This is a genomic window from Streptomyces sp. NPDC023541 (assembly GCF_055559995.1).
Genome location: NZ_JBVHJO010000002.1, coordinates 482190 through 499522 on the forward strand (window position 1 = coordinate 482190; position 17333 = coordinate 499522).

Annotated in this window: 17 protein-coding genes, 1 other RNA gene and 1 pseudogene; 9 read left to right on the forward strand and 10 right to left on the reverse strand. The window is 73.6% G+C overall.

Annotation, left to right across the window (positions count from 1 at the left end; translation table 11 throughout):
- The first annotated feature begins 8 nt into the window (after window positions 1-8).
- Window positions 9-1220, forward strand: coding sequence for a lipid-transfer protein (locus ACZ3X1_RS06255; RefSeq protein ID WP_467277132.1), 1212 nt, complete (start codon window positions 9-11; stop codon window positions 1218-1220).
- A gap of 115 nt (window positions 1221-1335) precedes the next feature.
- Here ACZ3X1_RS06255 and ACZ3X1_RS06260 read toward each other — a convergent pair whose 3' ends face one another.
- The 3 genes from ACZ3X1_RS06260 to ACZ3X1_RS06270 form a co-directional block, all read right to left on the reverse strand.
- The gene (locus ACZ3X1_RS06260; RefSeq protein ID WP_356814001.1) at window positions 1336-1602 is read right to left on the reverse strand and encodes a hypothetical protein; all 267 of its coding nucleotides are present in this window, start codon (window positions 1600-1602) and stop codon (window positions 1336-1338) included.
- Window positions 1589-2134, reverse strand: coding sequence for an RNA polymerase sigma factor (locus ACZ3X1_RS06265; RefSeq protein WP_356814002.1), 546 nt, complete (start codon window positions 2132-2134; stop codon window positions 1589-1591). The genes ACZ3X1_RS06260 and ACZ3X1_RS06265 overlap by 14 nt, the downstream gene beginning before the upstream one ends.
- Before the next feature lie 157 nt (window positions 2135-2291).
- Window positions 2292-2648: a response regulator gene (locus tag ACZ3X1_RS06270; protein ID WP_356814047.1), complete on the reverse strand. Its 357-nt coding sequence runs from the start codon at window positions 2646-2648 to the stop codon at window positions 2292-2294.
- 207 nt (window positions 2649-2855) lie between these two features.
- Here ACZ3X1_RS06270 and ACZ3X1_RS06275 point away from each other — a divergent pair, with 207 nt between their 5' ends.
- From ACZ3X1_RS06275 to ACZ3X1_RS06285, 3 genes are read left to right on the forward strand one after another with little or no spacing between them, the layout of a single operon-like run.
- The gene (locus ACZ3X1_RS06275) at window positions 2856-3710 is read left to right on the forward strand and encodes a MaoC/PaaZ C-terminal domain-containing protein (RefSeq protein WP_467277134.1); all 855 of its coding nucleotides are present in this window, start codon (window positions 2856-2858) and stop codon (window positions 3708-3710) included.
- Between the two features lie 29 nt (window positions 3711-3739).
- A complete protein-coding gene (locus ACZ3X1_RS06280) occupies window positions 3740-4816 on the forward strand; it encodes a Zn-dependent alcohol dehydrogenase (RefSeq protein WP_467277136.1) in 1077 nt (358 codons plus the stop codon).
- 42 nt (window positions 4817-4858) lie between these two features.
- Window positions 4859-5800, forward strand: a complete 942-nt coding sequence (locus tag ACZ3X1_RS06285; RefSeq protein ID WP_390074811.1) for a 3-oxoacyl-ACP reductase — start codon at window positions 4859-4861, stop codon at window positions 5798-5800.
- Between the two features lie 50 nt (window positions 5801-5850).
- Here the strand turns inward: ACZ3X1_RS06285 and ACZ3X1_RS06290 are convergent, their stop codons facing one another.
- Window positions 5851-6999 carry a hypothetical protein gene (locus ACZ3X1_RS06290; protein WP_467277139.1) on the reverse strand — a complete coding sequence of 383 codons (1149 nt, stop codon included), beginning with the start codon at window positions 6997-6999 and terminating at the stop codon, window positions 5851-5853.
- 224 nt (window positions 7000-7223) lie between these two features.
- Between ACZ3X1_RS06290 and ACZ3X1_RS06295 the strand changes: the two genes are divergently transcribed.
- Genes ACZ3X1_RS06295 through ACZ3X1_RS06305 form a run of 3 tightly spaced genes read left to right on the forward strand, consistent with a single transcriptional unit; the run spans window position 7224 to window position 10260 of the window.
- Window positions 7224-8081, forward strand: a complete 858-nt coding sequence (locus tag ACZ3X1_RS06295) for a Nif3-like dinuclear metal center hexameric protein (protein ID WP_467277141.1) — start codon at window positions 7224-7226, stop codon at window positions 8079-8081.
- A complete protein-coding gene (locus tag ACZ3X1_RS06300) occupies window positions 8078-8821 on the forward strand; it encodes a zinc ribbon domain-containing protein (RefSeq protein ID WP_356814048.1) in 744 nt (247 codons plus the stop codon). The genes ACZ3X1_RS06295 and ACZ3X1_RS06300 overlap by 4 nt, the downstream gene beginning before the upstream one ends.
- Window positions 8821-10260 carry a bifunctional RNase H/acid phosphatase gene (locus ACZ3X1_RS06305; RefSeq protein WP_467277143.1) on the forward strand — a complete coding sequence of 480 codons (1440 nt, stop codon included), beginning with the start codon at window positions 8821-8823 and terminating at the stop codon, window positions 10258-10260. Before ACZ3X1_RS06300 ends, ACZ3X1_RS06305 begins: the two co-directional genes overlap by 1 nt.
- Before the next feature lie 16 nt (window positions 10261-10276).
- Here ACZ3X1_RS06305 and ACZ3X1_RS06310 read toward each other — a convergent pair whose 3' ends face one another.
- Both ACZ3X1_RS06310 and rnpB read right to left on the reverse strand, forming a co-directional pair.
- Window positions 10277-10624, reverse strand: a complete 348-nt coding sequence (locus ACZ3X1_RS06310) for a hypothetical protein (RefSeq protein WP_356814241.1) — start codon at window positions 10622-10624, stop codon at window positions 10277-10279.
- Between the two features lie 120 nt (window positions 10625-10744).
- Window positions 10745-11146, reverse strand: an RNA gene (gene rnpB, locus ACZ3X1_RS06315) — RNase P RNA component class A.
- Between the two features lie 237 nt (window positions 11147-11383).
- Here rnpB and yaaA point away from each other — a divergent pair.
- Complete coding sequence (gene yaaA / locus ACZ3X1_RS06320) at window positions 11384-12187, forward strand: peroxide stress protein YaaA (protein ID WP_467277146.1); 804 nt, start codon at window positions 11384-11386, stop codon at window positions 12185-12187.
- 46 nt (window positions 12188-12233) lie between these two features.
- Here the strand turns inward: yaaA and ACZ3X1_RS06325 are convergent, their stop codons facing one another.
- Window positions 12234-12983, reverse strand: a complete 750-nt coding sequence (locus ACZ3X1_RS06325; RefSeq protein ID WP_467277149.1) for a bifunctional DNA primase/polymerase — start codon at window positions 12981-12983, stop codon at window positions 12234-12236.
- A gap of 170 nt (window positions 12984-13153) precedes the next feature.
- The gene (locus ACZ3X1_RS06330; protein ID WP_391696885.1) at window positions 13154-13765 is read right to left on the reverse strand and encodes a TetR/AcrR family transcriptional regulator; all 612 of its coding nucleotides are present in this window, start codon (window positions 13763-13765) and stop codon (window positions 13154-13156) included.
- Between the two features lie 140 nt (window positions 13766-13905).
- Here ACZ3X1_RS06330 and ddaH point away from each other — a divergent pair.
- A pseudogene (gene ddaH / locus ACZ3X1_RS06335) lies at window positions 13906-14751 on the forward strand (dimethylargininase); the annotation flags it as partial.
- Between the two features lie 61 nt (window positions 14752-14812).
- On the opposite strand, the gene ACZ3X1_RS06340 reads toward ddaH, so the two are convergent.
- Window positions 14813-15856: a small ribosomal subunit Rsm22 family protein gene (locus tag ACZ3X1_RS06340; RefSeq protein WP_467277152.1), complete on the reverse strand. Its 1044-nt coding sequence runs from the start codon at window positions 15854-15856 to the stop codon at window positions 14813-14815.
- A gap of 77 nt (window positions 15857-15933) precedes the next feature.
- Window positions 15934-17235, reverse strand: coding sequence for a Bcr/CflA family multidrug efflux MFS transporter (locus tag ACZ3X1_RS06345; protein WP_467277154.1), 1302 nt, complete (start codon window positions 17233-17235; stop codon window positions 15934-15936).
- Window positions 17236-17333 lie beyond the last annotated feature (98 nt).

A 17333-nucleotide genomic window follows, 5' to 3' on the forward strand; every position in this document is an offset into this window, starting at 1 on the left:
CATCGGGCATGAAGTCGTACATCGTGGGCGTGGGCATGACGAAGTTCGAGAAGCCCGAGTCACGGGACCGGCCGTACTGGGACATGGCGAAGGAGGCCGGGTCCGCGGCGCTCGGGGACGCGGGCGTGGCCTACGGGCTGGTGCAGCAGGTGCCGGTGGGCTACTGCTTCCAGGCCTCCACCGCCGGCCAGCGCGCGGTGTACGAGCTGGGGCTGAGCGGGGTGCCGGTCTACAACGTCAACAACAACTGCGCGACCGGGTCGACGGCGCTGATGATGGCGCGGCAGTTCGTGGAGGGCGGACTGAGCGACTGCGTGCTGGCGCTGGGCTTCGAGAAGATGAAGCGCGGCGCGCTGGGCGGGGGTGCCGATGGCGGCGCCCGCGGCGGAGCCGCTGGTGAATCCTTCACGACCTCGCCGGTGGCCCGGCACTACGGGATCATGGCCGAGGGCCACGGCTTCGAGATGTCCCCGCCCACGGCGCAGATCTTCGGCAACGCGGCGCGGGAGCACATGGAGCGCTACGGGACCACGCCCGCACAGCTGGCGGCGGTCGGCGCGAAGAACCACCGGCACTCGGCGGACAACCCGAACGCGCAGTTCCAGGACGTGTACTCGGTGGAGGAGGTCCTCGCGGCGAAGGAGATCCACGCACCGCTGACGAAGCTCCAGTGCTCGCCGACCTCGGACGGCGCGGCGGCGGCCCTGGTGGTGTCCGAGCGGTTCCTGGTGGCGCACGGGCTGCACGACAAGGCGGTGGAGATCGTCGGGCAGGCGATGACGACGGACACGGAGGAGTCGTTCGCGTCGGGCTCCTGCATCGACGTGGTCGGCAAGCCGATGAGCGCGGCGGCGGCCCGGCAGGTGTACGAGGCGTCCGGGCTCGGTATCGAGGACGTGGACGTGGTGGAGCTGCACGACTGCTTCTCGATCAACGAGCTGCTGACGTACGAGGCGCTGGGCATGTGCGAGGACGGGGCCGCGGGCAAGCTCGTGGAGAGCGGGGCCACGACGTACGGGGGGCGGTGGGTGGTCAACCCCTCGGGCGGGCTCATCTCCAAGGGCCACCCGCTCGGTGCGACGGGGCTGGCGCAGGCGGCGGAACTGGTCTGGCAGCTGCGGGGCGAGGCGGGCCCCCGCCAGGTCGCGGGCGCGCGCACCGGCCTGGCCCACAACATCGGCCTGGGCGGCGCGGCGGTGGTGACGATGCTCAGGCGCTGACCGCGCGGCCCGGCCGCCGGGGGTGCTGCCGCCGTGCCCGGGCCGCCCGCCGGCGCGGCACGGGCTCCCGGGGGCTCCGCCCCCGGACCCCCGCGCCTCAAACGCCGGCGGGTCGTCAGGCCCGCTTCAGCTCGCAGCGGTCGCCCCCGCACTCCCGGCGGAGCCGGCCCCGGGAGACGGTCTCGGCCAGGCCGATCGCCCAGCACATCGGGCAGCCGCGCAGCGCGACCAGACCGGCCGGGGCCAGGAGCAGGGTGGCCGGGCCGAAGACCGGGAGGAGGGCGAAGGCCGCGATCAGCGCGCCGAAGCCCAGCGCGCCGCGCGCCAGATGCCGCGGCACCGACGCGCTCGCGAAACCGGAGGCGGTGTCAGTGGTGGACACGGGTGTCTCCCAGGGTGTGCTGGAGCGCCGCGCGCGCCCGGTGGAGCCGCGACTTCATCGCGGCGGTGCTCAGGCCGAGGGCCTCGGCGGCGGCCCGGCCGCTGTGCCCCTGGACGTCCCGCATGATCAGCACCCGCCGCTGGTCCGCAGGCAGCTCGGCGATGGCCTCCGCCACCCGTCCCGCCTCCAGGCGCCGCAGTACCTCGTCCTCCGCCGACATGACGGCCGTGTCCGGCAGCGGCGGGCGCTCCCGGGGCATCAGCCGGGCCCGGCGCAGGCATTCGTTGCGGACGATGCGGAACATCCACGACGCCAGCGCCCCGGACGCCCTGAGCATGCCGATCCTGCGGTACAGGATGATCAGCGCCTCCTGGGCCGCGTCCTCGGCGTCCTCGCGGGACGCGCACAGGGAGTGCGCGAAGCGCCGTACGTTCGGATGCGATCCGGCGACCAGGGCGGTCAGCGAATCGAGGTCACCGCCCTGCGCGGCGACGATCAGGGCCTCGCCCGGCCAGTCCGTCCGGTCAGCCACGGGCCCGGCCCCGGCGGCGCAGGACGGCGACGGTGCACGCGCAGAGCAGGACGGCCGCGCCGGCAACGATGACAACAGTGATCACGTCAACCTCCAGGTCAGGTGCCGACCTCGGCGTCGGCAACATACACAAGAGGCGCGGGCACCCCGAAAGGATTCACCCCAGGGCCGGATCGACCACCGTCTCGCCCGTCGAGGCGCGGCGGACCGCGTCCGCCAGGTCCTCCACCCGGCCGTCCCGCAGGACCAGCCCCGCCGCGCCGGCGGCGAGCGCCGCCTCCCTCAGACCCGGGTGCGCCGAGCCCGTCATGACGAGGATCCGGCACTCCGGATCGTCCTCCAGCAGGGCGGTCACCGCCGCGAGCTCCTCCACCAGGGCCACGGCCGGGCGGGCCGTCGGGTCCCGTACGACCTCGATGTCCGGCTGGAGGCCGAGCTGGAGCGCGAGGGCCGGATTGTGCGGGTCCAGCAGGACCCGCAGGGCACGGGCGGCCGGGCGGTGTTCCACGGGCATTTCGTCCACCCGTCAAGCCTATCTGACGGCCAGTCAAGAGTCTTCCCAAGTGCGGAGGCGTGCGTTATACATTCCCTCACCGGCCGACCCTAGAACGCGTTCTAGAACCGGCCGCCCCGCATACGACCTCGGTGCGGCCGACGGTGCGGACGACCGCACCGAGGTCTTCCAGGCAGCGATTTTCCAACGACAGGGAGCCGCGTCCTCATGCCGATCGATGCCGCCAGGGCCCTCGCCGCAGACCCCCGCCGGGGGGACATCGGCTGGGACCACAAGGACATCCAGCTCTACCACCTCGGCCTCGGCGCGGGCCTGCCGGCGACCGACCCGGACGAGCTGCGCTACACCCTCGAATCCAAGCTCCACGTCCTCCCCAGCTTCGCGACCGTGGCCGGCGCCGGCATGGCCATGATGGGCGGCCTCGCCGCCCCCGGGATCGACGTCAACCTCGCCCACGTCCTGCACGGCGGCCAGTCCATCGAGCTGCACCGGCCCATCCCCGTCCAGGGCAACGCCACCTCCTCCGCCAAGGTCGCCGCCCTGTACGACAAGGGCAAGGCTGCCGTGATCGTGCTGCGCACCGAGGTCGCGGACGCCGCCGGGCCGCTGTGGACCAGCGACGCGCAGATCTTCGTGCGGGGAGAGGGAGGCTTCGGCGGTGAGCGCGGCCCCTCCGCCCGGGAGGAGTTGCCCGCGCGCGCCCCCGACCGGGTCGAGGAGCGGCACATCCGCGAGGACCAGGCGCTCCTCTACCGCCTCTCCGGCGACTGGAACCCGCTGCACGCCGACCCCGAGTTCGCCAAGCTGGCCGGCTTCGACAAGCCGATCCTGCACGGCCTGTGCTCGTACGGGATGACCCTCAAGGCCGTCGTCGACACGGCCCTCGGCGGGGACGTCTCCCGGGTCCGCGCCTACCGCACTCGCTTCGCCGGGATCGTCTTCCCGGGCGAGACGCTGCGCATCCGGATGTGGCAGGAGTCCGGCCGCGTCCTGGTGTCGGTTACCGCCGTCGAACGGGACGACGCGCCGGTCCTCGCCGACACCGTCGTCGAACACGCGTAACACTCCACACCACCGACAGGAGCCGCACCGTGCGCGCAGCACTGCAGAGCGAGATCGGCCAGGACAAGCTGGAAGTCGTCGACGACATGGAGGCCGTGGGCTTCGGCCCCGGCAAGGTGAAGATCCGGATCAAGGCCACCGGCCTGTGCCACTCGGACCTGTCCGCGATGAGCGGCGTGCTGCCGCAGCCCGCCCCCTTCATCCCCGGCCACGAGGGCTCCGGCGTGATCACCGACGTCGGTGACGGCGTCACCGGCCACGCGATCGGCGACCGCGTCCTCGTCTGCTGGCTGCCGCCGTGCGGCCACTGTCCGTCCTGCAGGCGCGGCCAGGGCCACCTGTGCCTGGAGGCCTTCGGGAACGTCGCCACCCCCAACTTCAAGCGGGGCGACGGCGACATCTTCGGCTTCGCCGGCACCGGCACCTTCTCCGAGGAGATGGCCGTCCCCGCCGCCTGCGCCATCCCGATCCCCGACGACCTCCCCTTCGACATCGCGGCGCTGATCGGCTGCGGCGTCACCACCGGCCTCGGCGCGGCCATCAACACCGCCGAGGTGGAGGCCGGTTCCTCGGTGGCTGTCATCGGCTGCGGCGGCGTCGGCATATCCGTCATCCAGGGCGCCAAGGTGCAGGGCGCGGCCCAGATCGTCGCCGTGGACCCCGTCGAGTCCCGCCGCGAGGCGGCCCTGCGGTTCGGGGCCACCGAGGCGGTCTCCCCGGAGGGGTTCGCCGACGCCAAGAACCGGATCACCGCCGGCGAGGGCTTCGACTACGTCTTCGAGGTCGTCGGCACGTCCGCGACCGCGCAGAAGGCCTACGAGATGACCCGGCGCGGCGGCTCCGTCGTCGTGGTCGGGGCGGGCGCGCTCGACGACAACTTCCAGATCAACATGTTCTCGCTGTTCTTCGACGAGAAGAAGATCCTGCCCTCGATGTACGGAGGCGGCGACGTGCTGCGCTCCTACGAGCGCACCATCGCGCTGTGGCGGGCCGGCCGGATCGACCTCGCCAACCTGATCACGCACCGGGTGAGCCTGGCCGAGGTCAACGACGCCCTCGACCAGATGCGCACGGGCGTCGCCCTGCGCACCTGCATCGAACTCTGACCGCTCCGCCGGATCCGACCTGCTCTGAGAGGAACGCTACGGATGTCACTCCCACTGGAAGGGCTCAGCGCCATCGTCACGGGCGCGGGCCGCGGGCTCGGCCGGGCCGAGGCGATCGAGCTCGCGCGGCTGGGCGCGAGCGTTGTCGTCAACGACTTCGGCCAGCCCGGCCGGGACGGCTCGGGCGAGGCCTCGGCCGCCCCGGCACAGCAGGTGGCCGAGGAGATCCGCGCCGCGGGCGGGCAGGCCGTCGCGCACCTCGGCGACGTCGCCGACTTCGGGCAGGCGCGCGAGCTGGTCGAGCTGGCGGTGAGCACGTACGGGAAGCTCGACGTCCTGGTCAACAACGCGGGCATCCTGCGCGACCGGATGATCTTCTCGATGTCGGAGGAGGAGTGGGACTCGGTGATCCGCGTCCACCTCAAGGGCCACTTCAACACCACCCACTTCGCCTCCGCGCACTGGCGCGACCGGTCGAAGGCCGCGGGCGGCCCGGTCTACGGCCGGATCGTCAACACCTCCTCCGAGGCCTTCCTCGGCGGCTCGGCCGGCCAGCCGAACTACGCGGCGGCCAAGGGCGGCATCGTGGGCCTGACGACCTCGACCGCCCTGGCCCTGGCGAAGTACGGGGTGACGGCCAATGCCATCTGCCCGCGCGCCCGCACCCGTATGACGCAGGACGTCTTCGCCGGCTTCGAGGTGCCGGAGGACGGCAGGCTCGACGCCCTCGCCCCCGAGCACGTCGCCCCGCTCGTCGGCTACCTGGCCTCACCCGCCTCAGCGAAGGCCAACGGGCAGCTCTTCGTCGTCCACGGCGGCATCGTGGTCGTCATGGAACGCCCGAAGGTCGCCGCCAAGTTCGACACGGGCAAGGAGTCCTTCTCCTACGAGGAGCTCGACGAGGTCCTCACGCCGCACTACGACTCCCGCCCGGCGAACGAGACCTTCGCCGCGCCGGAGGTCCTGGGCCTCAAGCACGGCTGACCCGCCGGGGCACGCCCTTCGGGCGGCCGGCGCCGCTTCACGGACACGCCCTACCGCCCCGCCAGCGGAGCCTGCTGCAGGGGGACCGGCCGCGGTGAGGGCGGGGGCGGCGGTTCCACAGGGACCTGCGGGTCCACGCGGACCTGCGGGTCCATGTGGACCTGCGGGTCCCCGTGGACCTGCGGGTCCACGCGGACCTGCGGGGGAGGGCACGCGGGAAGGGTCATCCCGACGATTCCGCAGGGCACCTCCGGGACCGCGTACGGGAGGTGCAGGCGGCCCTGCGGGCTCCACAGGCCCGCACCGCCGAGCCACCCCGCCGGGGCGGGCAGCCGGAAGACGCGACGGTCGGCGGGACGCCACAGGCCGATGTCCCCCTCGGGCAGCCGCAGTGCCACCCCGCAGGTCTCCGGCATCAGGGCCTGGCCCGGCTGGACGGCGAAGGGCACGGCGTCCCCCAGCCGCAGGCACTCGGGGAAGCGGACCGGACGCGAGCTGCCCAGCACGCCCCAGCCCAGGCGCGGTTCGCCCGGGGCGTCGGAGCGGATCAGCAGCAGCCCGCTGTCCGGGTCGGCCAGCAGCAGCCGGTCGTCGCTGTCCTCGGTGATCTGCAGCAGCGGGGTGACCCTGCCGTCGCCGCCCAGGTCCACGGCGACGGCCTTGGTGGTGTCCTCCAGCTCGCGGTCCAGGGCCAGCAGCCGGCCCGTCCGGTCCAGCCACACCCCGCCGGAGCAGCGCCCCGGGATCCGGGCCACCCGCTGCGGCCCGAAGGCGCACCCGGCCACCTGCCACAGCGTGCTCACGGTGTCCGACGCGGCCACCGCGAAGGCACCGGAGCCGTCCGGGGCCGGCGGGAGCAGGAAGACCCGTACGCCCTCCTCCGCCTCCACTCCGCCCAGCTGGAGCTCCCCGGTGCGCGGCCCGGCCGCGGCGCCCGTCGGGTAGAGCAGGGCGAAGGCGTGCCGGTCCGCGACCCGGCGGTGGATCAGCACGCGCCCGTCGGTCAGCGGGAGGAGCTCGCTGTCCGCCTCCTCGGGCTGTGCGAGGGGCAGCGGCACCGCGTAGGGCTCGGGACCGGCGAGGGTCCAGCGTTCCGCGTAGCGCGCTTCGCCGTCCCCGGCGAGGCGGGCGGCGTACGACCCGTCCGCGGAGATCGTGAACGGGGCCGTGGTCGTCATCTCGATGGCACAGACAGTCATCCGGGCCGTCACCTCCGGTGAGGAAGCTAGTTTTCGGGATTCCTGCCGAACAACACCACCAAGGCGGCTTCACACGTAAGGGTGTCCGGGCGGCGATTCGTCTGTGATGGGCGGTGCGATTGTGCTGTGCGGCATCGAAAGGCAGGCGCCGCGGGCGGACGGCGGACCGCTTCGCAGGTACCGGTGCTGACCGGGCCGGCCGCCACGGACGGTAGCCTTGGCCCGTGCCCCGTCTCTCTGAAGTCATCGCCGCGCTGGACGCTCTCTGGCCCCCCTCGCGGGCCGAGCAGTGGGACGCGGTCGGAACCGTATGCGGCGACCCCGACGCCGAGGTCGGCCGGGTCCTCTTCGCGGTGGACCCCGTCCAGGAGATCGCCGACGAAGCCGTGGAACTGGGTGCCGACCTGATCGTCACCCACCACCCCCTCTATCTCAGGGGCACCACCACGGTCGAGGCCGGCACCTTCAAGGGCCGCGTCGTGCACACGCTGATCAAGAACGACATCGCGCTGCACGTCGCCCACACCAACGCCGACACCGCCGACCCCGGCGTCTCCGACGCCCTCGCCGGCGCCCTGGACCTGCGGATCACCGGCCCGCTGGTGCCGGACCCGAGCGACCCCGAAGGCCGCCGCGGCCTCGGCCGGATCTGCGAGCTGGACCGCCCCGAGCCCCTGCGGGAGTTCGCCGCCCGCTGTGCGGCCTGGCTGCCGCCGACCGCCCAGGGCATCCGCGTCGCCGGCGACCCGGACGCGATGATCCGGCGCGTCGCCGTCAGCGGCGGCTCCGGCGACAGCCTCCTCGCCGAGGTCCGCGCCGCGGGCGTGGACGCGTTCGTCACCGCCGACCTGCGTCACCACCCGGTGTCCGAGGCCCGCGAGCAGAGCCCGCTGGCCCTCGTCGACGCCGCCCACTGGGCCACCGAATGGCCTTGGTGCGAGCAGGCCGCCGCGCAGCTCGACGCGATCTCCGAGCGCCACGGCTGGGGTCTGCGCACCCACGTCTCGCGCACGGTCACCGACCCGTGGACGGTGCACGCGCCGTCCGTACCCTCCCCTTCTATCTCTGGAGCCCCCAACTGAACGCCGAGCCCGCCGACCAGATCCGACTTCTCGATGTCCAGGCCCTGGACGTCCGGCTGTCTCAGCTCGCCCACAAGCGCAAGTCGCTGCCCGAGCACGCCGAGCTCGACACGCTCACCAAGGACCTGACGCAGCAGCGCGACCTGCTGGTCGCCGCCCAGACCCAGGCGAGCGACACGGCCCGCGAGCAGACCAAGGCGGAGCAGGACGTCGACCAGGTGCGCCAGCGCGCGGTCCGCGACCAGCAGCGGCTCGACTCCGGCGTGGGCATCTCGGCCCGCGACCTGGCGAACCTGCAGAGCGAGGTCGTCTCCCTCGCCAAGCGCCAGGGCGACCTGGAGGACGTGGTCCTCGAAGTCATGGAGCGCCTGGAGGCCGCGCAGGAACGCGTGTCGGAGCTGACCGAGCGCGTCTCCGGCCTGGAGACGAAGGTCGCGGACGCCACCACCCGCCGTGACGCGGCCACCGCCGAGATCGACGCCGAGGTCGCGAAGGTCACCAAGGACCGCGAGGTGATCGTCACCTCCATGCCGGCCGACCTGATGGCCCTGTACGAGAAGATCCGCGTCAAGCAGGGCGGGGTCGGCGCGGCGCGCCTCTACCAGCGCCGCTGCGAGGGCTGCCGGCTGGAGCTGGACATGGCCGAGGTCAACGAGATCAAGGCCACGGCCCGCGACCAGGTCGTCCGTCACGAGAACTGCGGCCGCATCCTGGTCCGTACGGCCGACTCGGGCATCTGATGCCGCGTTTCGTCGTGGAGGCGGACGGCGGGTCCCGGGGCAACCCGGGACCCGCGGGCTACGGCGCCGTCGTCCTCGACCCGGCCTCTGGCGAGACGCTGGCCGAACGCGCCGAGTACATCGGCGTCGCGACGAACAACGTGGCGGAGTACAAGGGCCTGATCGCCGGGCTCACGGCGGCCCGTGACCTCGCGCCCGACGCGGTGGTCCTGGTCCGGATGGACTCCAAGCTCGTCGTCGAGCAGATGTCGGGCCGCTGGAAGATCAAGCACGCGGACATGAAGCCGCTCGCGGCCGAGGCCGCGCGCATCCTGCCGCGCGCGCAGGTCACGTACGAGTGGATCCCGCGCGAGCGGAACAAGCACGCGGACCGGCTCGCCAACGAGGCGATGGACGCGGGCAAGCGCGGCGAGCAGTGGGAGCCGTCGGCCTCCTCGGCCGCCTTCACGACCCCGTCGGCCCGCCCGGCCCCGTCGGGTCCGCCCGGTGACGCCGCCGCGGGTGCGGCGGCGGCGCGGGCGGCCCTGGCCGCCGCCCGGTCCGGCCCGGACACCGCGGCCGCCCGCGGCATCGCCCGCGCCGACACGCCGACCGGGATGCCACCTCGTACGTCGGCCACCGCGCCGGTGTCCGCGGAGGCAGGGGCCGACACCCTCTTCGCCGAGGCAGGGGCCGACACCCTCTTCGCGGAGCCCGGCCCCGGTACGGCCGGACCGGTCCCGTCGGCGGCACCGGCGCCCGGCCGGGCCGATCAGGCCGATCAGGAGCGGACGGCCACCGCCCCCGCGGGCGGGCAGGGCTGGGCCCCCGACATGGGGGCGCCGGCCACGTTCGTGCTGCTGCGCCACGGCGAGACCGCGCTCACCCCGCAGAAGCGGTTCTCCGGAAGCGGCGGCAGCGACCCCGAGCTGTCCCCGGCCGGCCGCCGCCAGGCGGCGGCCGTCGCCGAGGCGCTCGCCGCGCGCGGCACCGTCCAGACGGTCATCAGCTCCCCGCTGCTGCGCTGCCGGGAGACCGCGCAGGCCGTCGCCGACCGCCTCGGCCTCGACGTGACGGTCGAACAGGGCCTGCGCGAGGTGGACTTCGGCGCCTGGGAGGGCCTGACCTTCGCCGAGGTGCAGGAGCGCTTCCCGGACGACCTGCAGGCCTGGCTGGACTCCCCGAAGGCCGCCCCCACCGGCGGTGGGGAGAGCTTCGCGGCCGCCACCCGCCGGATCTCGGCGACCCGCGACCGGCTGCTGGCCGCACACGCGGGCCGCACGGTCCTGCTGGTCACCCACGTGACCCCGGTCAAGATCCTGGTCCGCCTCGCGCTCGGGGCCCCGCCGGAGTCCCTGTTCCGCATGGAACTCTCGGCGGCGTCCCTCTCGGCGGTGGCCTACTACGCGGACGGCAACGCCTCGGTCCGTCTCCTGAACGACACCTCGCACCTGCGGTAGGCCCCGCCGACGGCGGTCAGGGCGCGGGCTCGGGGCGGCCGAGGGCCTCCACCGCCCGGTCCAGGGAGCGGACCATGTTCCGGGCCTGGGCCTGGGCGGACTGGACGGCGCCGCGCGCCTGCCGCGGGTTGGGGCGGGGCCGTGCTCCGTCCGGGGCGGCCCAGTCACCGTCGTCGGTCCGCCCGATGTGGCGCTCCAGATGGCTCAGCACGTCCTGGAGGTGGCGGGCGACGTCGAGCAGGCTCCCGGTCACGGAAGCGATCTCGGCGGGGCTCGCGTAGGCGTCGCGCGGACCGGCGGTCGCTTCGGCCAGGTCGCGCATGCGCGCGGCAGCCGCGGCCGCGCTGGCGGGGTGGTCGCTCATGAGCTGAGAGTGCCGCATCATGCGGACCACCGACAGGTGTCGGCACCGACCGACGGAAATCCGGCGGACGGTACGGCGACGCCCCGGACCGGAGGAGCCCGGTTCGGGGCGGGGGATGGACAGACGAGCCGGCCTGTACGCCGGGTTCTGTCGCCCGGTGACCTCGCGGTCGCCGGGGAGACGGCCATCCATCTAGGACCGGCGTTGCCGCCGGCCTCGTGCGGTCTACCCGCGAACTCGGGCGGGCAGCCCTCAAGCGTTCGCGCAGACCCGTCCGGGGACGGATCCTCTTGACCTTGCTCCGGGTGGGGTTTACCTAGCCGCCTGGGTCACCCCAGGCGCTGGTGGTCTCTTACACCACCGTTTCACCCTTACCGGAGGCCGAAGCCCCCGGCGGTCTGTTTTCTGTGGCACTGTCCCGCGGGTCACCCCGGGTGGGCGTTACCCACCACCCTGCCCTGTGGAGCCCGGACGTTCCTCGGCGGGACCCTGGGGTCCCGACGCGGCCGCCCGGCCGACTCGTCTGCCGTGGCGCCCATGTTACCGGCTGTGCCGTCGCCGCTTGACCTTGCCGCAACGGCAGGGCTTCTACGCTCGGCGCCCGCGCGACGGCCCGCACCGTCCGCTTCCGCGCCGACGACCCCCGCACCCTGGTCCCGGCCCTGCGCCGGCGGGCGTAGCCGGGCGGGGCCGGGCGGGCGTCTAGGCTGGCCGGGGGGCCGCATCCCCTGCGTCGTGTCGTATTGAAGGAGAACCACCGTGCTCGTGCTGCTGCCGCCCTCCGAGGGAAAGGCCGCCGGCGGTTCCGGCGCACCGCTGGAGCCGCGGGAGCTGTCGCTGCCCGGGCTGGCGCCGGCCCGGGCGGCGGTGCTGGAGGAGCTGGTCGAGCTGTGCGCGGGCGACGAGCTCACGGCCCGTGAGGTACTGGGTCTGAGCGAGGGCCTGCGCGGCGAGGTCGCCAAGAACGCGGAGCTGCGCTCGGCGGCCGCCCGCCCGGCGGGGGAGATCTACACCGGCGTGCTCTACGACGCGCTGGGCCTGGCCGATCTGCCCGAGGCGGCGCGGGCGACCGCCGAGGATGCGCTCCTGGTCTTCTCGGGGCTGTGGGGTGCGGTGCGGGTCACCGACCGGATCCCCTCGTACCGCTGCTCGATGGGCGTGAAGCTTCCGGGGCTGGGCGCGCTCGGCGCGTACTGGCGCGGGCCGATGGCCGAGGTGCTGCCCGCGGCCGCCGCGGACGGGCTGGTACTGGACCTTCGTTCGGCGGCGTACGCGACCGCGTGGAAGCCGAAGGGTGAGGTCGCGGGCCGGACCGCGACCGTACGGGTGCTGCACTCGCAGCTGGTGGACGGCGTGGAGAAGCGGTCCGTGGTGAGCCACTTCAACAAGGCGACCAAGGGCCGCCTGGTCCGGGACCTGCTGGTGGCGGGGGCCGTGCCCGGCTCGCCGGCCGAGCTGGTGACGGCCCTGCGGGACCTGGGCTACGCCGTCGAGACGGAAGCCCCCGCGAAGGCGGGGCGGGCCTGGTCCCTCGACGTGGTCGTGACGCAGATCCACCACTGACGCGCCGTGGCCGTGGCCGGGGGCACGGCCCTCGGCGCCCCGCGCCTCAACGTCCCAGCGGCCAGGCCACCGTGGCAGGGGCGCGGTCGGAGGTGTCCGCATACGCGGCGCAGGCGTCGGTCAGGGTTTCCAGGAGGGTGAGCGGGTCCGGGAGGGGGTGCTCCATGCCGCGGATCCAGGTCACCGCCTGGTCGCCGGGGAGGGCCGCCGGTGGGACCAGGACGTAGCTGCCGCGGCAGTGCCAGCGCAGGCCCGGGTGTTCGTCCATCGTCTCGGGGTGGCAGTCCAGCGCGCACGGCCACCACTCGTCCTCGTCCTCGGGAGTGCCGCGGGTGGCGGTGAAGAAGAGCATCCGGGCCTGGTCGCCGTTGCCGCCCGATTCGGCGACGGGGCCGACCTTGATGCCGGCCTCCAGGAGCCGCGCGAGGGCGGCGGCGCCGGCTTCCAGCGGGACGTCGAGCACGTCGTGGACCATGCCGGTCGCGGTGATGAAGTTGGCGTCGGGCTCGTTGCGCGCCCACCGCTCGATCTGCGCGCGGTCGGTGGTCGACTGCGTCTGCCAGGCGAAGGAGACCGGATGTCGGGCCGGGGTCGGACAGCCGATGCGGTCGCACGAACATCGGTAGCCGGCGGGATGGGCGGCGGGGGCGAGCGGCAGACCGGCGGCGGAGACGGCCAGGAGGAGCGCCTCGCGTTCTCGTGCGGGGTCCTCGGCGGTGGGTTTCTGCCGCCGGCGCAGCCACTGGGAAATCCTGCTCTGCTCGCCGCGTTTGACGCGGCCGGACTCAGACCCCATCTATCCCCTCACCTCACCGTTGCCCCGGCAGACCTTCACATGGTCCCACCATCCTGGGCCCCGGGTGACCGCTCTCGATGACCGGGGGGCCGGGGTTGGGTGAGTGCCAACGCCAACATACCCACCGAATCGGGGCAAACATTCCCGGGTGAACGCAGGTTGTCGGGCGGCTAGCGGGCGGTGACGTTTGCCACCCCGCCGAGCACCCCGTCCACCAGTGAGTCGGTGTACGCGTGCGTGAGGGGCGCGGTGCGCAGCAGCCAGCGGTACGTCAGCGGCCCGAGCAGCATCTCGACCGTCAGCCGCAGATCCGTGTCGGGCGCGAGCTGGCCGGCTTCGCGCGCCGTGCGCAACCGGGCTTCGTACAGGGCGAGCTGCGGCTCCAGCAACTGCTCGGTGAAGCGGGCGCCGAGCTCGGGGTCGGTGGCTCCGGCCGCGGTCAGGGCGCGTGCGGGGGCCTCGTACTTCTCGTCGTTGAACTCGTCGACCGTCGCCCGCAGTACGTACTTCAGGTCGGCGGCGAGGTCCCCGGTGTCGGGGAAGCCGGTCCACTCGGCGTCCGCCTCCGCGTCCCCGGCGAGGGCGAGGGAGGCTTCGAGGAGGACGGCCGCCTTCGAGGGCCACCAGCGGTAGATGGTCTGCTTGCCGACGCCGGCGCGGGCGGCGATGGCCTCGATGGTCAGCTTGTTGTAGCCGACCTCTCCGACCAGGGCGAGCGCGGCGTCGAGGATGGCGCGCCGGGAACGGTCGCTGCGGCGCGTGGCGTCAGGGGTCTTGGTCATGCCCGCAAGTATCGCAGCGAGACGTCTCGTCTCCTCGGCTTCCGCGGCGTCCCTCATTTTCGTAAACCACCCCATCGGTCCACTGCGCCGTACCGGTCCAGGAGAGACGATTCCTTCCAGCACTCGTCCCGAGTCGTGAAAGTCGTGAGGAGCCTTCTTTGCGCAGAGACGCCACACCCCGGCGCTATCTGATGTGCCCACCCGCACACTTCAAGGTCACGTACTCCATCAACCCGTGGATGGATCCCACGAAACCGGTTGACCTGCCCCTCGCCCAGGCCCAGTGGGAAGACCTCAGGGACCGGTACCTGTCCCTGGGCCACACCGTCGAGACCCTCGTACCCGATCCCGCACTGCCCGACATGGTGTTCGCGGCGAACGGGGCGCTGGTGGTCGACGGCCGGGTCCTCGGGGCCCGGTTCGCCTACCCGGAACGGGCCCCGGAGGCCCGGATCCACCTCGAATGGTTCCGCGACCACGGCTACCAGGACGTCCACGAGCCCGCCCACGTCAACGAGGGCGAGGGCGACTTCGCCGTCACGGCGAGCTTCGTCCTCGCCGGCCGCGGCTTCCGCTCCAGCCCGCTCTCGCACTCCGAGGCCCAGGAGTTCTTCGGCCGCCCCGTGATCGGGCTCGACCTGGTCGACCCGCGCTACTACCACCTGGACACCGCGCTCAGCGTCCTCGACGGCGACGAGGTCATGTACTACCCCGACGCCTTCTCGCCCGGCAGCCAGGGCGTGCTGCGGCGGCTCTTCCCCGACGCGCTGATCGCCGACGGCCGGGACGCGGCCGCCCTCGGCCTGAACGCGGTGTCCGACGGCCGGCACGTGCTGCTCCCGCAGGCGGCCACCGGGCTGTTCGGCCCGCTGCGGGACCGGGGCTTCGAACCGGTCCCGATGGACCTCGGGGAACTGCTCAAGGGCGGCGGCAGCGTGAAGTGCTGCACCCAGGAGTTGCGGCCCCAGGAAGTGTCGTCGAAGTAGCGCCGGCCGCCCGAAGGGCGGGGCAGGCCCCGCCGGCCGGGCGGGACCCTCACGACACGACCTAAGGCGTCTCCGCAGGGCGTGCCCGGATCCGGCCCTCCGGGGGCGGCGGCCAGGCCTGGCCCCAGTCGGCGTCCCGAGCGGCCTTGTAGAGGCCGCCGTGGCGCTTGGTCACGTTGACCCGGGTCAGGCCTGCCCCGTCGCCCTCCTCGGGGCCGCACAGCTCCAGCAGGACGAGACCCTTGCGGATCTGCGGCTTGCGCGTGATCCGGGAGGCGGCCGGCTCCACCGGGAAGCGGGTCGCGGCGACGTAGCTGAACTTCTCGTCCTCGTACGGGAGCGAGCCGCCCTTGACCTGCCGGTGCAGGGAGGAGCGGCTGACCCGCGCCGAGAAGTGGCACCAGTCCTGGCCGACCTCGATGGGGCAGGTCCCGTCGTGCGGGCAGGGCGCGGCGACCCGCAGTCCGGCCGCGATCAGCTGGTCGCGGGCCTCGCGGATGCGCAGGTACCCCTCCGGCGTGCCCGGCTCGATCAGCACCACCGCCCGGCCGGCCCGCGCCGCCTCGGCGACGACGGCCGTGCGGGCCTGCCCGGTCAGCTCGCCGAGTACGTACGACACCGTCACCAGGTCGGCGTCGGGGACGGCCATCCCGGCGCCGATGACGGCCCGCCGCCACTGGGCGCCGCGCAGCACGGGCGAGCCGGAGGCCGCCGCCAGCTCCCGGCCGAGGGCCAGCGCCGGCTCCGCCCAGTCCAGCACCGTGGTCTGCCGGGGGCCGTCCCAGGTGGCGTCCACCGCCCAGGTCGCGGCGCCGGTGCCGCCGCCCACGTCCACGTGCGAGGCCGGCGCCCAGCCGGGCGCCGCCTCGGCCAGGGCGTCCAGGGCGGCCCGTACCGCCTCGAAGGTGGCCGGCATGCGGTAGGCCGCGTACGCCACGACGTCCGAGCGGTCGCGCAGTACGGGCGCGTCGGTGGGGGTCCGCCCCCGGTAGCTGGCGATGAGCCGCTCGACGGCGGCCGAGGCCTGCTTGGGCGGGAGTCCGTCGAGCAGCCCGCCGAGCGTGCTGCGGAGGGTCTCGGCGGTGGTGGGGGCGGAGGCGTTCACCTGCGAAGTTTACGCCGCGGGCGAATGCGCCCCCGCCGCCCGGGCCGCGCCGGACCCGCGCCCCGCGTCTGTGCGCCTCAGAGGCCGGCGGGGCGGGAGGCGCCCTGCCACGGCCGGCACAGGGCCAGGAAGCAGCTCGTCGAGAGCACCGCGCACACCAGCTGCACCACTGCCATCGGAACGGCGGTGTCCTCGCCCGCGATGCCCACCAGCGGCGAGGCGATCGCGCCGATCAGGAACGAGGAGGTGCCGAGCAGCGCGGAGGCCGATCCGGCCGCGTGCGGGGTCCGCATCAGCGCCTGCGCGTTGGTGTTCGGCAGCACGACGCCCATCGCCGACATGAGGACGAACAGCGCGGTGGCGACGGGGATCAGCCCGACCTCACCGAAGAGGCCCGTGGTCATCAGCAGCAGGGACACCGCGGAGGCCAGGACGACCGCGAGGCCGACGGCCAGCACCCTGTCCAGGCGCACCCGGCCGACCAGCAGCTTGCCGTTGATCTGCCCGACGAGGATCAGGCCGACGGAGTTCAGCCCGAAGAGCAGGGAGAAGGTCTGGGGCGAGGCCCCGTAGATCTCCTGCACCACGAAGGGGGAGGCGGAGATGTAGGAGAAGAGGACGGCGAAGGCGAAGCCGCCGGTCAGGGTGTAGCCGGTGAAGACCCGGTCGCCGAGCAGCCCGCGCATGGTCCGCAGCGCGGAACCGACGCCGCCGGTGTGCCTCCGCTCGGGCGGCAGGGTCTCGCCGAGGCCGCGCCAGACCATCAGGGTGAGGACCGTGCCGACGCCGGTCAGGACGACGAAGACGCCCCGCCAGTCGGCGAAGCGCAGCACCTGGCCGCCTATGAGCGGCGCGACGATCGGGGCGGCCCCGGATATGAGCATCAGGGTGGAGAAGAAGCGGGCCATCTCCTCGCCGTCGTACAGGTCGCGTACGACGGCGCGCGCGATGACGACACCCGCGGCCCCGGCCAGTCCCTGGAGCAGCCGGAAGGAGATCAGCAGCTCGGCGGTCGGGGCGAGGGCGCAGATCGCGGTGGCCAGGACGTAGACGGCCATGCCGGCGAGCAGGGGGCGGCGGCGGCCCCACCTGTCGCTCATCGGGCCGATGACGAGCTGGCCGAGCGCCATGCCGGCGAGGCAGGCGGTGAGGGTCAGCTGGATCGTCGCGGCGGGGCTCTTCAGGGCGTCGGTGACCTGCGGCAGGGCCGGCAGGTACATGTCCATGGAGAGCGGGGGGAGGGCGGTGAGCCCGCCGAGTATGAAGGTGACGAGCAGGCTCGTACGGCGTGCTGCCTTCAGGGGCGCGGTGGTGGACGCGGAGGGCGATTCGGGCGACGAGTCGTGCGAGGGTGCCGTCGCGGGGCCTCTCTCCGACATGCGGTACTCCAGTCTTCTCATCTGCTCTTATGCACCCCTGGCCGACCCATGCTCTCAGCAATCGGAACGTCCGGGGACCGGAGCGCGCTGTGACGTAC

Excerpts from the sequence above, each read along its gene's own strand:
- ACZ3X1_RS06255 (WP_467277132.1), top strand. The coding sequence starts at position 9 with ATGAAGTCGTACATCGTGGGCGTGGGCATGACGAAGTTCGAGAAGCCC.
- ACZ3X1_RS06270 (WP_356814047.1), bottom strand. The coding sequence starts at position 2,648 with ATGCCCGTGGAACACCGCCCGGCCGCCCGTGCCCTGCGGGTCCTGCTG.
- ACZ3X1_RS06275 (WP_467277134.1), top strand. The coding sequence starts at position 2,856 with ATGCCGATCGATGCCGCCAGGGCCCTCGCCGCAGACCCCCGCCGGGGG.
- ACZ3X1_RS06285 (WP_390074811.1), top strand. The coding sequence starts at position 4,859 with ATGTCACTCCCACTGGAAGGGCTCAGCGCCATCGTCACGGGCGCGGGC.
- ACZ3X1_RS06290 (WP_467277139.1), bottom strand. The coding sequence starts at position 6,999 with ATGACTGTCTGTGCCATCGAGATGACGACCACGGCCCCGTTCACGATC.
- ACZ3X1_RS06305 (WP_467277143.1), top strand. The coding sequence starts at position 8,821 with ATGCCGCGTTTCGTCGTGGAGGCGGACGGCGGGTCCCGGGGCAACCCG.
- ACZ3X1_RS06310 (WP_356814241.1), bottom strand. The coding sequence starts at position 10,624 with ATGAGCGACCACCCCGCCAGCGCGGCCGCGGCTGCCGCGCGCATGCGC.
- ACZ3X1_RS06325 (WP_467277149.1), bottom strand. The coding sequence starts at position 12,983 with ATGGGGTCTGAGTCCGGCCGCGTCAAACGCGGCGAGCAGAGCAGGATT.
- ACZ3X1_RS06330 (WP_391696885.1), bottom strand. The coding sequence starts at position 13,765 with ATGACCAAGACCCCTGACGCCACGCGCCGCAGCGACCGTTCCCGGCGC.
- ACZ3X1_RS06345 (WP_467277154.1), bottom strand. The coding sequence starts at position 17,235 with ATGTCGGAGAGAGGCCCCGCGACGGCACCCTCGCACGACTCGTCGCCC.